We start from the raw sequence: 14,885 nt of genomic DNA, 5'->3' as shown, positions 1-14,885 counted from the left end.
ACTGTAGGAGCGAGCTTGCTCGCGATGAGCCCGAGAACGCCACGGGGTATCAGGTTTCCAGCGTTATCGTTGACGACCATCGCGAGCAGGCTCGCTCCTACAGGGGTTATGCGGTGGAGTCGGGATCAGTGCTTAGCGACAAGGTCCTTAGGCAGCTTGAAGGTCCAGAGCATGCCGCCCTGGTTGAAGTCCTTGATGCGCTTGGCCACTTCACCGCCCCACAGCGGTACCGCACCGCCCCAGCCGGAGAGCACCGAGACGTACTGTTCGCCGTCCATTTCCCAGGTGATGGGCGAGCCGAGCACGCCGGAGCCGGTCTGGAATTCCCAGACCTTTTCGCCGGTCTTGGCGTTGAAGGCCTGCAGGAAGCCTTCTGGCGTGCCGGTGAACACCAGGTTGCCCTTGGTGGTCAGCACCCCGCCCCACAGCGGCGCGTAGTTCTTGTGGCGCCAGACTTCCTTGCCGGTTTTCGGATCGATGGCCCGCAGCACGCCGATGTAGTCTTCGTTCAACGGCTTGATGGTGAAGCCGGCGCCGAGGAATGCCGCGCCTTTCTTGTAGGCGATGCCTTCGTTCCAGATGTCCATGCCCCATTCGTTGGACGGCACATAGAACAGCCCGGTGTCCTGGTTGTAAGCCATCGGCATCCAGTTTTTCGCGCCGAGGAACGCCGGCGCGACAAACACCGAACTGCCCTTGACTTCGGAGCCCGGGGCGCCGGGACGGCTGGCCTCGTTGTAGATCGGCCGGCCGTTCTTATCCAGGCCGGTGGCCCAGGTGATCTTGTCCACGAACGGGAAGCCACGGATGAATTTGCCGTTGGTGCGATCCAGCACGTAGAAGAAACCGTTACGGTCGGCAGTGGCCGCCGCCTTGATCTCCTTGCCGCCTTCGCTGTAGTTGAACGACACCAGCTCGTTCACGCCGTCGTAGTCCCAACCGTCGTGGGGCGTGCTCTGGAAGTGCCACTTGATGGTGCCGTCGTCCGGGTTGAGCGCCAGGCGCGACGACGAGTACAGGTTGTCGCCAGGGCGCAGGTGCGAGTTCCACGGCGCCGGGTTGCCGGTACCGAACAGCAGCAGGTTGGTTTCCGGATCGTAATAGCCGCCCAGCCAAGGGGCCGCGCCGCCGGTTTTCCACAGATCACCTGGCCAGGTCTTGCCCGCTTCGCCGCCGGAGATGCCGTTCTCTACCGCTTTGCCGTCCTTGTAGACGTAGCCCATATGGCCTTCGACCGTCGGCCGGGTCCACAGCAGATCACCGTTTTTCGGGTCGTAGGCCTCGATCTTGCCCACCACGCCGAACTCGCCACCGGCCACGCCGGTAATCAGCTTGCCGTTGATCACCAGCGGCGCGGCGCTGATCGAGTAGCCTTCCTTGTGGTCGGCGACTTTCTTGCTCCACACCACCTTGCCGGTGTCTTTGTTCAGCGCCACGAGCTTGGCGTCGAGGGTGCCGAAAATCACCAGGTCGCCATACAGAGCGACGCCACGGTTGATCACGTCGCAGCAAGGGCGGATGTCATCGGGCAGGCGTGCATCGTATTGCCAGAGTTTCTTGCCAGTGCGCGCATCCACGGCGAACACCCGGGAGTAGGAACCGGTCATGTACATCACGCCGTCCTTGACCATCGGCTGCGCTTGCTGGCCACGCTGTTTTTCACCGCCGAAGGAAAACGCCCACGCCGGGCGCAGCTCCTTGACGTTGTCGACGTTGAGAATATCCAGCGGGCTGTAGCGCTGACCCTGGACGCCGAGGCCATTGGTCACGACCTGTTCCGGGTTCTTCGGGTCCTGGAGAATGTCCTGGTCGGAAACCCCGGCCAATGCCTGGCCGGACAACAGCATGGCACTGAGCAGCAGGCTCAAGACGAAGGGCTGGCGACGTGCGGGTTGGGTCATGACGGCTTCCTCTGCGGATTTTTGTTATTTCCGGAAAATTTTCCCGGTCTGGTGCAGATTCTTGAGCGCCGCCGCCCTGGCAACAATTGCCCGCAATGAGGAGATTGCTAGTTCCTTGGTACAGGGTGGGAGGAGATGAGCAGCGGATTTTGGGCCCGGCATAGATCCCTTGTGGGAGCGGGCTTGCTCGCGAAGACGGAATGTCAGGCGACATCGATGTTGAATGTGCCGGCCTCTTCGCGAGCAAGCCCGCTCCCACATTAGATCGGGGTGGGTCAGTTTTTTGTGGGGGAATCCACCCGCGTCATCCGCTCACGCTCGTAACGCGGGTACAGATGGCTGACGCTGCGGATCAGTTCATAGCGGCTCAGGTTGATCCCGGCGAAGCGTTCAGGGATGGGGCTGCGGATCATCTCGGCCATGTCGCTGCCACTGGCGGCGCCGTCGCGCATCAGCTGATCGAGCCAGGTCAGGTAATCGCGCATCTGCTCGAACGGTTGTGGATCGCTCGACACCGGTCCATGGCCCGGCACGACCTGCGTCCAGGGCAAGCCTTGCAGGGTCGCGATGTCCGCCAGCCACACCGCCAGCCCTGGACTGTTGGGCGTGGTCAGCGCCCGTTGATAAAACACCAGGTCCCCGGCAAACAACACGCCGGTTTGCTGGTCGAGAATAGCCAGATCCGCGCCCGTATGCCCACCCAGGCTCAGCAGACGCAGATCGTGATTCCCAAAACTTTTCACCCCGGGTACCAACGCCTGGGTCGGCAACACCACTTCGGTGCCACGCATCCAGTCGCCGACCATGCGGTACATATTCTCGGCCATGGCATCGCCTTGCTGATGCAACAGTTCGGTAGTGCCGGCCAGGGCGCCGATCGGCACGTCGCTGAAGGCTTGATTGCCCAGCACATGGTCCGGGTGGTGATGGGTCAGCAAGACCTCGATCACCGGCTTGTCGGTGGTGGCGGCAATGGCCTTGCGCATCGCTTCGCCGTAACGCCGGGACGGCCCGGTGTCGATCACCACCACACCGCGCTCAGTGACGATAAATGCGGTGTTGACGATGTTGCCGCCGTTGGCCTTGGCGAAATTATCGGTGCTGCCTTCCAGCAGCCAGGTGTCCTGGGCGATCTGCCGGGGCTTGAGTGAATATTCGAGATCGGCCAGGACCGGCACACTGACGCTCAGCACCATCAACAGGATCCAGCGCATGCCACGCTCCTTGGGGTCAGGGGATCGACGCATCGAACTCATTGCCGCTGTTGTCCCGTAGCAGCAGGCGCGTTTGCCCTGCCCCTTCGATGTCGAAGGCCAGGTTGGGGTTTTCGCTGACCGCGGGAAACAGCTCCAGCCGGGCCAGCACTTGCTCGTTGTGGTCGCGCAGCTCGGCATGGTTGATGAAAAATTCCGGAATGCCGCTGACCATGCCGTTGTCCATGGGATGGGCCACCTGCAATCGCAAACGGCTGAATTCGTCCCGGGGATAGCGCCCGCCGAGCACTTCGCCAATGTGCTCCTCCCAGCCTGGTTGCGTGCGCACCACGCTCGGTGCAGTGCAGCCGCCACCCGCTGCGTCAATCAGGGTCGAGCCGACATGCCACAACCCGTCACGGGTCAACACCGCCGCGCGCAAGGGCGTGGCCTGTTCGATGCGAATGCGCAACGACAGCCAGGGCAAAACCGAATTCAGCGGCTGGAAGTCGACGATTTTCGGCAAAGGGTTAAGTTCTGCCCAGGCGAGGATTTTCACCACCTCGCCCTTGAACGCCCGGGCGTCGATTTCCAGCGGCACCTGCCGGGCATCTTCGGCAAACGGCGGCGCCAGCAGCTTGACCCGCTCATCGAAAACGAACGGCGCATTGCCCAGGAACTGCTGGTGATAGAAGGCCCACATCACCGATGGCACCGGGTCTTTACCGGGATCGATAGCGCCAGCCTGTGCCGCCAGGCTTAACCAGCAAGCCAACAGACAACTCCCTCGCCATTTCATCGCCTGCTCCTTATTGATACATCTCGGGCACGTCGTATTGCAGGCCGTAATGGCCGTAGATGGTCTTCACCGCGCCCTCGCGGATCAGCGCTTCCAGCGCCTCCTCCACGGCATAGGCCAGTTGACGGTTGCTTTCGTGCACCGCCATGCCGATTTCCCAGAGCTGCTTGCCCATGTTCGGGTAGGCATTTTCTGCCAGTGCCACTTGCGGGTCGGCCGCTTCATGGACCTGCCAGTCGATTTCACCGCGCATGGCCATCACCGCGTCGACCTCACCGGCCTTCATCGCGGCAAACGCCTGGGGTACGCCCGGATAGTGATGGGTCTTGCCAGCGAGCATGCCGTTGAACACCGAGGTCAGGTAGAACGACGGCACGCTGTCGACTTCGACACCAATCGGGTGCTGCTCGAACACCGCGACGCTGGCGACCTTGTCCAGCCGCCGGCGGTCATAGGCCACCTGCCATTGCTCGTTCTGGTACGGACCGAACATCACCACGTGGCCATTTTCCAGTTCGCCGAGTTCGTTACGCTTCTGCGCGTAGTCACGGTCGTAGGGCACGCGCATCATCAGGTCGGCCAGTTGCTGGTTGTGCAAGGCACTGGCACGCCAGATGTAATCGCGCAGGTCGTCATCGAGCTTTTCTCCCGCCGGTGCCCAGATCAGCGTCAGGCGCACGCCGAGCGCCTTGGCCAGGGCCTCGGCGAGTTCGACATCGACACCCTGGGGTTTGCCGGCGCGTTCAAAACTGTAGGGCGCGAAGTCCTTGTAGACCGCCACCTTCAGCTCCCCGGCGGCGATCATTTCGTCGTAGTTGCGAACCTGCGCCTGCGCCGCCTGGCAGCACAGCCACAGAGCGCTGATCAACACCGCGAGCAGGCGCATGGGTCACTCCTCGACGTGCACAGTATCCAGATAAGTGCGCACCGCCCACAGGGCTTCCTGGCTCAGGTAGTCGGCCATCTTCGGCATGTACACCCGACCGTCGCGCACCGCGCCATGGCGCACCCGCTCGGCGAACCACTCATCGCCCGACTCACCGACATCGAGCATGCGCAAGTCGGGGGCGATGCCGCCGGACTTGGCTTCCAGGCCATGACAGGCCGCGCAGTTCTGGGTGTAGGCCGAGGCACCGATTTCCACTGCCTTGTCGTGTTCCGCAGCGGTGCGATACGGGTTCACCGCGGCCCAGCCATCGGCATCGAGTTGCACACCGGCGTCCTTGATCGGGGTCAGCCCCGGGGTGGCGACGGCCTGTGGCACCACGTTGCCGTGGGCCCAGACGGAACCTGCACTGATCAAACTGGCCAATAGCCCGGTCACGAGCAAGGCGTTGCGTTTTGTTGTCATTGTTATGCCCTCTGGATTGCACGCAAAACCTCTTGGCAGAGGCTATGGCAGCCATCTTAGAAAGCCCTGCGCCCAGACCCCATGCTGCTTTGGTGGTCGCCGCCTCCTCCCTTGGTCGTAAGGCTATCGGTGGACACGGGACGCGGGCCGTGGAGCCGGTCGACGCCGATCAGGGTCAGGATCAGCAGAAATGGCAGGAGCAGTGCTTTGACGATACGCATGGTCAATCCCCTCCAGATCAAAGGCCGTGGTTGCCCATGCTAGAACCGCGCCGCGCGTGGCGGTCTACTACCTTGGTACTGGCCCTTCGGTACTTTCTGCATATTTTCACTGCACCACAGCCTTCCTATGCTGGCGCTACCTGTAATGGAGAGCCTTATGCGCCAGCTTGCCCCTTACGCCCTGATCTACCTGCTGGCAATTGCCTGCGCCGCCGGCCTGGCCACCCAGAGCCAGGCCGCCGATGCGCCCTTGCAGGTGCGGATCGGCTACCTGGGTTATCGCCCCGACCCCGGGCCGCTGCTGTCGAACGTCATCCCCGAGCCCACCGATGCCGGATTGCGCGGCGCCGAACTGGCGATCACCGACAGCAACAGCACCGGGCGTTTTCTCAACCACGGCTACAGCCTGGTCAGCGCCAGTGTCGACAGCCCCGAGGCCTTGCTCGAAGCGGCAAAGGTGCAGCATGAACAAGGCCTGCGCCTGTTTGTGGTGAATGCCCCCGCGACCAGCCTGCGCCAATTGAGTGCAGCACTGCCCGACAGTTTGCTGTTCAACGCCGGTAGCCCCGATGACAGCCTGCGCACCACCGATTGCCTGCCCAACGTGCTGCACACCTTGCCGAGCCGGGCGATGCTCGCCGATGCCCTGGCGCAGTTTCTGGTGCTGCGCAAATGGCAGCGGGCACTGCTGATTGTCGGCCCGACGCCGGACGATCAAGCCTATGCCGCCGCCCTGCGCCGCGGGGCCAAGCGCTTTGGCTTGCAACTGGTGGCGGAAAAACCCTGGAGCTTCGATAACGACCAACGCCGCAGCGCCCAGGCGGATATGCCGCTGTTCACCCAGACCGCCGAGTACGACGTGGTGCTGGTGGCCGATGAACGCGGCGACTTCGGTGAATACGTGCCCTACCAGACCTGGTACCCGCGCCCGGTCGCCGGCACCCAGGGCCTGACCCCGGTAGGCTGGCACAAGACCGTGGAAACTTATGGCGCCGCGCAGCTGCAAAAACGTTTCGAAGCCCTGACCGGGCGCTGGATGAATGACCGCGATTTCGCCGCGTGGATGGCCGTGCGCAGTATCGCCAGCGCCGTGAGCAAACTGCGCCAGGCCGAGCCGATGGCGATCCGTACGCTGGAAATCAGCGACCAGTTGCCACTCGATGGCTTCAAGGGCCGCAAGCTCAGCTACCGGCCGTGGAACGGTCAGTTGCGCCAGCCGATTCCCATCGTCCAGCCGCGAGCGCTGGTCAGCACCTCACCCCAGGATGGCTTTCTGCACCCGTTCAACGAGATGGACAGCCTGGGCTACGACAAACCCGAGGTCAGCTGCCGCTTTCCCTGATCCGATAATCACAACAACAAGGAGTCCGCCATGCGCCGCACCCTGCTCTGCCGCTCCCTACTTTCTTGGGCCATGCTGCTCGCCGCAGGCCATGCCGTTGCCAGCACAGCCTGGGTCTCCAACGAAAAGGACAACAGCCTGAGCCTGATCGACCTGCAGACCCTGCAAGTCACCGACACCCTGCCCGTCGGCCAGCGCCCCCGAGGCCTGCTGCTGTCCCATGACAACAAGCTGCTGTACATCTGCGCCAGTGACTCGGACCGGGTCCAGGTGATGGACGTGGCCACGCGCAAGATCATCAAGGAATTGCCGTCGGGCAAAGACCCTGAACAATTCGCCCTGCACCCGAACAATCGCTGGTTGTACGTCTCCAACGAAGACGATGCGCTGGTCACCGTGATCGACACCGAGACCTCCAAGGTGCTCGGCCAGATCAACGTCGGTGTCGAACCCGAAGGCATGGCCGTCAGTCCTGACGGCAAGTGGGCGGTCAACACCAGCGAAACCACCAACATGCTGCACTGGATCGACACCAGCACCCAGACCCTGGCCGACAGCACCCTGGTGGACCAGCGCCCGCGCTTCGTCGAGTTCTCCCCCGATGGCGCCCAGCTCTGGGCCTCGGCGGAAATCGGCGGCACCGTGACCATTCTCGATGTAGCCAGTCGCACCGTGCTCAAGACCCTGAACTTCCAGATCAAGGGCGTGCACCCGGACAAGGTCCAGCCGGTCGGCATCAAGCTCAGCGCCGATGGCAAATACGGTTTTGTCGCACTGGGCCCGGCCAATCATGTGGCGGTGATCGATGCCGGGACCTTCGAGATTCTCGATTACCTGCTGGTGGGTCGACGGGTCTGGCAGATGGCGTTCACCCCGGATCAGAAACAACTGCTGGCCACCAACGGCGTCAGCGGCGATGTCTCGGTGATCGATGTCGACAGCCTCAAGGTGAGCAAATCGGTGAAGGTCGGGCGCTATCCCTGGGGCGTGGTGGTGACGCCATGAACGCCCTTGAAGTCAGCGACCTGAGCTTTGCCTACGGTGCCCGAGAGGCCTTGCGCAAGGTGAGTTTCAGCCTGGAACCCGGGCGCTTCGCCGCGCTGCTGGGACCCAACGGCGCGGGCAAGTCGACCCTGATTGCCCTGCTGACCCGGCTCTATGATCTGCAGCACGGCGAGATCCGCATCGGTGGCTGTTCATTGCGCAGCGCGCCACGCCCGGCACTCAGGCAACTGGGCGTGGTGTTCCAGCAAAGCACCCTGGACCTGGACCTCAGCGTCGAGCAGAACCTGCGTTATCACGCGGCATTGCATGGCTTGTCCCGGCGTGAGACCGACCTTCGGGTCGACGCTGAACTGGCCCGCCAGACCCTGACCGAACGCCGCCGCGAACGGGTGCGTGAACTCAATGGCGGCCATCGTCGCCGGGTGGAAATTGCCCGCGCCCTGTTGCATCAACCGCGTCTGTTGCTGCTCGATGAAGCCAGTGTCGGCCTCGACCCGGCGAGCCGCCTGGCGCTCAACCAGCACATCCGCAGCCTGTGTCGCGAGGAACGCATCAGCGTGCTCTGGACCACCCACCTGCTCGATGAAGTACAGCCCAGCGATGACTTGCTGATCCTGCATCAGGGCCGGCTGGTAGCCAGCGGACAGGCCGATGCCCTGAGCCTGGAACACGGCGGTGACCTCGGTTCGGCCTTCACCCGCCTGACAACATCAGGAGCTGCCCAATGAACGCTTACTGGCAATGCTTCAGCGGTATCGTGCTGCGCGAATGGCTGCGCTTTGTGCTGCAACGCACGCGATTTCTCAGCGCCCTGGTGCGGCCGCTGCTGTGGCTGCTGGTGTTCGCCGCGGGTTTTCGCGCAGCGCTGGGAATCGCGATCATCGAGCCCTACGACACCTACATCCCCTATGAGGTCTACATCATTCCCGGGTTGGCCTGCATGATCCTGCTGTTCAATGGCATGCAGGGGTCACTGTCGATGGTCTACGACCGCGAGATGGGCAGCATGCGCGTGTTGCTGACCAGCCCCCTGCCCCGAACCTTTCTGCTGTGCAGCAAACTGTTGGCCACCTCGCTGATTTCGCTGTTGCAGGTGTATGCGTTCCTGGCGATTGCCTGGGTCTACGGCGTGCGGCCACCGGCCATGGGCTTGTTGCTGGCGTTGCCGGCCCTGCTGCTGGTGGCGTTGATGCTCAGCGCACTGGGCCTGTTGCTGTCGAACGCGATCCGCCAGCTGGAGAACTTCGCCGGGGTAATGAATTTCGTGATCTTCCCGCTGTTTTTCCTGTCGTCGGCGCTGTATCCGCTGTGGAAGATGCGCGAGGCCAGTGAGTGGCTGTATTGGCTATGCGCACTGAATCCGTTCACCCATGCGGTGGAGCTGGTGCGTTTTGCCCTGTATGAACGCTTCAATCCGCTGGCGCTGGCGGTGTGCTCGGGGCTGACGCTGCTGTTTGCGCTGCTCGCCGTACTGACGTTCAACCCGCAGCATGCGGCCCTGCGCAAATCCAGCTGACACCCCCCTCTGTAGGAGCCGGCTTGCTGGCGATCCAGACGACGCGGTGTATCAATTTCACCGCGTCGCCTGGATCGCCAGCAAGCCGGCTCCTACTTTAGTACTGGTTCTACCTGTCTATCGTCGCATTCCCAACGCCCCCCGACTGGCATGTAATAGGTCCATAACTATAAGGACTGAACCCATGCCACGTGCCCGACGTTGCCTGTTGCGCCCTGCTCTCGCCGTCCTGTCGCTGAGCCTGCTGCTGAGCACCGCGCAGGCCGACACTGCGCTGTTCTCCACCGACGGCTATCGCATCGGCCTGTACCGCAGCCCGACGCCGGAACAACTGCAAGGCGCAACCCTCATCGACACCCCCGCCCTGCAAACCCTGCTCGGCCAAACCCCGCGCCCGGTGCTGATTGACGTCTACCGCCGGCAGTGGCTGCAAGGGCAATTCATCGAAGACCAGCCCCATGAAAACCTGCCCGGCAGCCATTGGCTGGCCAATACCGGGGACGGCGACCTGACGCCGCAATGGCAGGACTATTTCGCCGCCAACCTGAAAAAGCTGACCGCCGGCGACCCGACACAACCGCTGGTCTTCTACTGCCGCTCCGACTGCTGGTTGAGCTGGAATGCGGTCAAGCGCGCAGCCACCATGGGCTATAAGACTCTGTATTGGTATCGCGATGGCCTGGACGCCTGGCAAGCGGCCAACCTGCCGGTTTCGCCAGCCCGGCCCGAACCCTTTCCCTGAGCTTTACGCGTGCACGCAGTTGCCACACCATAATCAAAATAATGAGGTGAAAGGCCATGTACAAAATCCTGATTGCCGACGATCACCCACTGTTTCGCGAAGCCATCCACAACGTCATCAGCGACGGTTTTGCCGGCAGCGAAGTGATGGAAACCGCCGACCTGGACAGCGCCCTGGCCCTGACCCAGGAGCACGATGACCTGGACCTGATCCTGCTCGACCTGAACATGCCCGGCATGCACGGGCTCAATGGCCTGATCAACCTGCGTAACGAAGCGCCGACCATTCCGGTGGTGATTGTCTCCGCCGAGCAGGACAAACAGATCGTGCTGCAAGCCATCACCTACGGTGCAGTGGGCTTCATCACCAAGTCGTCACCCCGCACCCAGATGACCGATGCCATCCAGCAGATTCTCAATGGCAATGTCTACCTGCCCCCGGACATCATCCGCACCGGAAAAAGCAGCAGCCACCGGCGGATGAACGACACCCCGAGTTTCCCGCCCGAACTGCTCCAGGCCCTGACCCGCAAGCAACTGCAGGTGCTGGAGCGCATGACCAAGGGCGAATCGAACAAGCAGATCGCCTACACCCTGGAAATCGCCGAGACCACGGTCAAGGCCCACGTCTCGGCAATCCTGCGCAAGCTCAACGTGCACAACCGGGTGCAGGCGATCCTGAGTGCCGGGGATATTGATTTCGGGTCTTATCTGCGGCGTTGAGTCAGTAAGACCGCGGCGCCCCTTTCGCGAGCAAGCCCGCTCCCACAAGGACAGCGATGTACCTGTGGGAGCGGGCTTGCTCGCGAAGGGGCCGTCCCATGCACCGTAGATTTCAAGGCCGGCCAAGCAAATGACTCATCGCCGTCTTCAGCTTCATCGGCCGCACCGGCTTGTGCATCAGGGTGTGGCCCAGCTCGCGGATCTGTTGCTTGAGTTCATTGCTGTAGTTGGCCGTGATCATCATTGCCGGGACCGGTGAGGCACGACGGGCATTGATTCTTGCCACCGCATCGACACCGTTCTGATCGTTGTCCAGATGGTAGTCGGCGATCAGCAGGTCGGCCTCGGCGTGGTAGTTGTCCACTTGCCGCGCCAGGTCCTCCTCCGACAGCGCCGTCACCACCCGACACCCCCACCCCTCCAGCAAGGTGCGCATGCCGGCACAAATGGTCGCGTCGTTGTCCAGCACCCAAATCCGCGCACCCCGCAGGCGCTCGAGCATCGGCTCGCTCATCTGCAACGCCGGCGGCGGTGTCGGCGCGGTGGCGCTCAAGGGCACTTCGACCGAGAACATCGAACCCCGGCCCGGCCACGAGCGCACATGTATGGGATGGCCGAGGATGCCGGCAATTTTCTCGACAATCGCCAGGCCCAGGCCCAAGCCGCGATCCTGATCGGGTCGCTGCACATCACCGCGCTTGAACTCCTGGAAAATCTCCTCCAGGCGATGCTCGGCAATGCCCATGCCGCTGTCCCAGACTTCGATCGTCAGGCACTGATGATGCCGCCGGCAACCGAGCACCACGCGACCACTGTAGGTATAGCGAATCGCATTGCTCAGCAGATTGCGCAGAATCCGCGCGAGCAACTGGATGTCGCTGCGCACCAGCGCCGAACAGCCAATGAAGTGCAGTTGCAGGCCTTCACTGCGGGCCACCTGGGTGTATTCAGCAGCCAGGTTCTCCAGCAGCTCACTGAGGGCGAACGGCGCAATGTCAGCCTTGATCACCCCCGCATCGAGCTTGGAAATATCCACCAGGGTGCCGAGCAGGTTCTCCACGTCTTCCAGGGAATTGCTCACGTTGCGCACCAGAATCTCGCTGGACATCGGCTCGCGCCGCTCCAACAAGGCGCTGGTAAACAGGCGCGCGGCATTCAACGGTTGCAGCAGGTCGTGGCTGACGGCGGCGAGGAACTTGGTCTTCGACAGGTTGGCCTGCTCGGCTTCCTGCTTGGCTTCGCGCAAGCGTGACTCGACCAGGCGCCGCTCATCGATCTCGCGCAGCAGCTGGTCGTTGAGGGTGGTCAATTCCGCCGTGCGCTCGCGTACCCGCAGCTCAAGGTTCTGATACGCCTGATGCAGCGCTTCGGCGGTGCGGCGGCGTTCGGTGATGTCGCGGATCAGCACGAAAATCCCCACCACCTCGCCACTGGCCAGACGGTTGGGCACATAGGAGCGCAGCATGTAGCGCTCCTGGTTGTTGACGTTGGTTTCGGCGAACTCGAAGGTCACGCTCTCGCCGTCCAGTGCCCTGGCCACGTAGGACTCCAGCCGCTGATAATGCTGTTCGCTGTGCACTTCGCGCAGGCTCTGGCCGAGCATCACGCCGCGGGGCCAGCAGTACCACTCTTCATAGACCTTGTTGGTGAACTCGTAGACCAGGTCAGCATTGAGGTAGGCAATCAATGCCGGTACGTGATCGGTGATCAGGCGAATCCAGTGTTCGCTTTCACTCAGCGCCTCGGCGTGCTGGTAACGTTCGGTGATGTCGGTGAAGGTATTGACGAACCCCCCGGTGGGCAACGGATGGGTGCGGATTTCCAGGACCCGGCCATCGTACAGGCGCTGTTCGCATTCGCGTACCGGTCGTCCGTTGCCATCGCGACTGGCCGGGGTCAGCAGGTTCAACTCGCTGTCGGCGATCACTTCGGCAAACGGGCGATGCGCCGCCACCGGCGCCAGGCCGCTCAACTCCAGGAACCGCCGGTTCCACAACTCCAGGATGCCCTCGGCGCTGACCATTGCCACCCCTTGGGACAGGTTGTCGACCGCCCGTTGCAGCAGGTGCGACTTCTGCGCCACCGCCTGCTCCCGTCGCATGGTTTCGCTGAGTTTGACGTCGGTAATGTCGGTGAACAGGATCACCCGCCCGCCCTCCTGGGTGGGCCGCTCGCTGACTTGCAGCCAGCGCCCGTTCTGCAGGCGGTACAGCAGGTTTTCGTCGGCATGCCCCCAAGGCTCTTCGGTGAACAGGCCGTTGTTCATCATCAATCGCTTGACCTCGGTCAGGCGCATGCCGGCATTGATCCGCACCCGGCTGTTGCGCCAAAACGCCTTGAAGCGACTGTTGAACAGCACGATTCGCTGCTCGGCGTCGAACAGCACGAAGGCGTCGGAAATGCTTTCGATGGCATCGATCAGGTGTTGATGCGCCGTTTCCGCGCGCAGGCGGGCTTCGCTAAGCAGATGATTGCCGGCCTTGAGTTCGGCCATGGCCTGGTTCAGGGCATCGGTGCGTTCGCGCACTTGCTCGGCCAGCACCACCGAATGCTGGAATGCCGCGTACGGATCGTTGCCGCGGGTTCCCCCGGACTCGACCCGTTCGATCAGCGCGCCATTGATGCGCTGCAGTTTATGGTTTTCCAGGCGCAGCCTGGCCAGTTCGGCCTGCAGCTCAGCGATGTCCTGGGGCGCGGCTTCGGGCAATGGCAACGCCGGTGAAGGTCTGGTTGATGTGCATGCCATTGAACTGTTCTCCGTAGGTGTTGAAACCCATCACCCGTTGCTCACGCAAAAACCTGCCGATCTGATCAAGACTGCCGTCGTCTTCGAGTTCCAGACGCCGCAGGAAACAGTCGCAACCGATGGTCAGCAGCAAATCGCCCAGGCGTTCCTGCAACCCCTCGAACAGGCTCTGCAGGTTCGGCAGCATCGGCCCCGGGGTCATGGCGGTGAGGACGATGCCGTTTTCCACGGCGCAGTAGAAACTCAGGCTCAGGTCCGGGTGCACCTGCTGGATGGCCCGCACGTAGTACTGCTGGTTGATCCGCACCGCCAACGGGTGCGCGGCGAAGACCCGGTGATCGAGCTGCGCCACCGGCACGCCGATGTGCCGGGCGTACTCGGCGGCGGCCGGCTCGGCATTGAGTTCGAAGACCCGGCGCAAGGTGCTGTCGGCCCCGGTGACCACCAGCTTCTCGGCGCGGGGCAGCACGTGGTGGGTGGTGAACACTTCGAAATCCAGCCAGGTATTGACCAGCACCACCACAGCCGCGCCGCTGTGGAACCCGCCATCGAAGTACACATGGGTATGGGTCAGGTAGTTGTCGTCGCCGGCCGAGCCGCCGAAATGCGGAATGTCGCCCAATGCCGCGCTCAAGGCCGCGAGGACCATTTCTTCACGGCTGGACAGGCCATCGAGCAGGGTCAGGGCAAAGCTGTTGCCCTTGATCGGAGCCAGGGTGTTGCTGCGACAGCCACTGACCAGGCGCTCGACCATTTGCTGGGCGTCGATCAGGCTGAAGTGCTCCATCTGGTCGATCAGCTCGATCGCAATGGAAAAGTGCCGGTGATCGAAACCCACCGCCGTCACGCAATTGCGCCCGTAGCCCAGCGGGGTGATTTCCCCGGCACTGGTGCAGCCCACCAGGCGAATACCGCCGAAGCTTTGCTGCAAGGCCTGGCCCAGCACCTGCAAGTCGTACTCGGCGGAACAGAAGAACAGCACGAACCCCAGGTGCGGATGCAACAACTGGCATGCCAGTTCCTGCGCGACCTGCCGGGCATCGGTGGCCTGGGACATTGCACTGACGACACCTTCGCTCTGCAGCATCATCGTCTCCGGCTGGTGCGTGTGTATGAGGCACGAGTGTACGAAGTCTGTGGGGGGGGGGACGAATGCTACTTGGGTAGCGGGTAGCCGCTTCGATGGGATGAGAATGTTTGAGGGGGGTGAGGACTTGAAGGCTGTAGCTGGAGATGTGAAGTACGCGCTTTGGTGGCGAGGGAGCTTGTCGGATCGCCGCACCGTCCCGCTGGACTGCGTAGCAGGCCCAAAACCGGCCGATGCGCGACCAGAATCCGGACCGCTAC

At 62.6% G+C, this 14,885-nt stretch carries 14 protein-coding genes; 6 read left to right on the top strand and 8 right to left on the bottom strand.

Features of this window, described 5'->3' with window-relative positions; translation table 11 throughout:
• Positions 1–125: 125 nt before the first annotated feature.
• The 6 genes from AB4O16_RS29700 to AB4O16_RS29675 form a co-directional block, all read right to left on the bottom strand.
• Complete coding sequence (locus AB4O16_RS29700; protein ID WP_110661132.1) at positions 126–1,901, bottom strand: PQQ-dependent methanol/ethanol family dehydrogenase; 1,776 nt, start codon at positions 1,899–1,901, stop codon at positions 126–128.
• A 275-nt stretch (positions 1,902–2,176) separates the two neighbouring features.
• Positions 2,177–3,115 (bottom strand): quinoprotein relay system zinc metallohydrolase 1, encoded by a 939-nt coding sequence (locus tag AB4O16_RS29695; protein ID WP_460156553.1) that lies wholly within the window; start codon positions 3,113–3,115, stop codon positions 2,177–2,179.
• Between the two features lie 16 nt (positions 3,116–3,131).
• Complete coding sequence (locus AB4O16_RS29690; RefSeq protein ID WP_460156552.1) at positions 3,132–3,893, bottom strand: quinoprotein dehydrogenase-associated SoxYZ-like carrier; 762 nt, start codon at positions 3,891–3,893, stop codon at positions 3,132–3,134.
• Positions 3,894–3,903: 10 nt separating this feature from the next.
• A complete protein-coding gene (locus tag AB4O16_RS29685; RefSeq protein WP_460156551.1) occupies positions 3,904–4,779 on the bottom strand; it encodes a substrate-binding periplasmic protein in 876 nt (291 codons plus the stop codon).
• A 3-nt stretch (positions 4,780–4,782) separates the two neighbouring features.
• Positions 4,783–5,244: a cytochrome c-550 PedF gene (pedF, locus tag AB4O16_RS29680; protein ID WP_057397446.1), complete on the bottom strand. Its 462-nt coding sequence runs from the start codon at positions 5,242–5,244 to the stop codon at positions 4,783–4,785.
• 56 nt (positions 5,245–5,300) lie between these two features.
• On the bottom strand, positions 5,301–5,465 hold the full coding sequence (locus AB4O16_RS29675; RefSeq protein ID WP_178120627.1) for a hypothetical protein: 165 nt from the start codon (positions 5,463–5,465) through the stop codon (positions 5,301–5,303).
• Between the two features lie 157 nt (positions 5,466–5,622).
• On the opposite strand from AB4O16_RS29675, the gene AB4O16_RS29670 reads away from it, so the two are divergent.
• From AB4O16_RS29670 to AB4O16_RS29645, 6 genes are all read left to right on the top strand, one after another.
• Positions 5,623–6,807 (top strand): ABC transporter substrate-binding protein, encoded by a 1,185-nt coding sequence (locus tag AB4O16_RS29670; protein WP_160387802.1) that lies wholly within the window; start codon positions 5,623–5,625, stop codon positions 6,805–6,807.
• Positions 6,808–6,837: 30 nt separating this feature from the next.
• Positions 6,838–7,812, top strand: a complete 975-nt coding sequence (locus AB4O16_RS29665) for a YVTN family beta-propeller repeat protein (RefSeq protein ID WP_460156550.1) — start codon at positions 6,838–6,840, stop codon at positions 7,810–7,812.
• Positions 7,809–8,540: an ABC transporter ATP-binding protein gene (locus AB4O16_RS29660; RefSeq protein ID WP_110663032.1), complete on the top strand. Its 732-nt coding sequence runs from the start codon at positions 7,809–7,811 to the stop codon at positions 8,538–8,540. Before AB4O16_RS29665 ends, AB4O16_RS29660 begins: the two co-directional genes overlap by 4 nt.
• On the top strand, positions 8,537–9,328 hold the full coding sequence (locus AB4O16_RS29655) for an ABC transporter permease (protein ID WP_110663034.1): 792 nt from the start codon (positions 8,537–8,539) through the stop codon (positions 9,326–9,328). The genes AB4O16_RS29660 and AB4O16_RS29655 overlap by 4 nt, the downstream gene beginning before the upstream one ends.
• Positions 9,329–9,512: 184 nt before the next feature.
• Positions 9,513–10,070, top strand: coding sequence for a PQQ-dependent catabolism-associated CXXCW motif protein (locus AB4O16_RS29650; protein ID WP_160387810.1), 558 nt, complete (start codon positions 9,513–9,515; stop codon positions 10,068–10,070).
• Between the two features lie 56 nt (positions 10,071–10,126).
• Entirely contained in the window at positions 10,127–10,792 is a 666-nt protein-coding gene (locus AB4O16_RS29645; RefSeq protein WP_110662661.1) for a response regulator transcription factor, read from the top strand.
• Positions 10,793–10,904: 112 nt separating this feature from the next.
• Here the strand turns inward: AB4O16_RS29645 and nahK are convergent, their stop codons facing one another.
• Together nahK and nosP are read right to left on the bottom strand one after the other, a co-directional pair.
• The gene (gene nahK, locus AB4O16_RS29640; protein ID WP_317851687.1) at positions 10,905–13,499 is read right to left on the bottom strand and encodes a hybrid sensor histidine kinase/response regulator NahK/ErcS'; all 2,595 of its coding nucleotides are present in this window, start codon (positions 13,497–13,499) and stop codon (positions 10,905–10,907) included.
• A complete protein-coding gene (gene nosP / locus AB4O16_RS29635; protein ID WP_110659424.1) occupies positions 13,468–14,625 on the bottom strand; it encodes a nitric oxide-sensing protein NosP in 1,158 nt (385 codons plus the stop codon). Before nosP ends, nahK begins: the two co-directional genes overlap by 32 nt.
• Positions 14,626–14,885: the final 260 nt, after the last annotated feature.

The sequence above is a fragment of the Pseudomonas sp. S2_H10 genome (genome assembly GCF_054668285.1).
The sequence above is the reverse complement of the archived record's forward strand: the minus strand, read 5'-3'. Positions and strand labels throughout refer to the sequence as shown.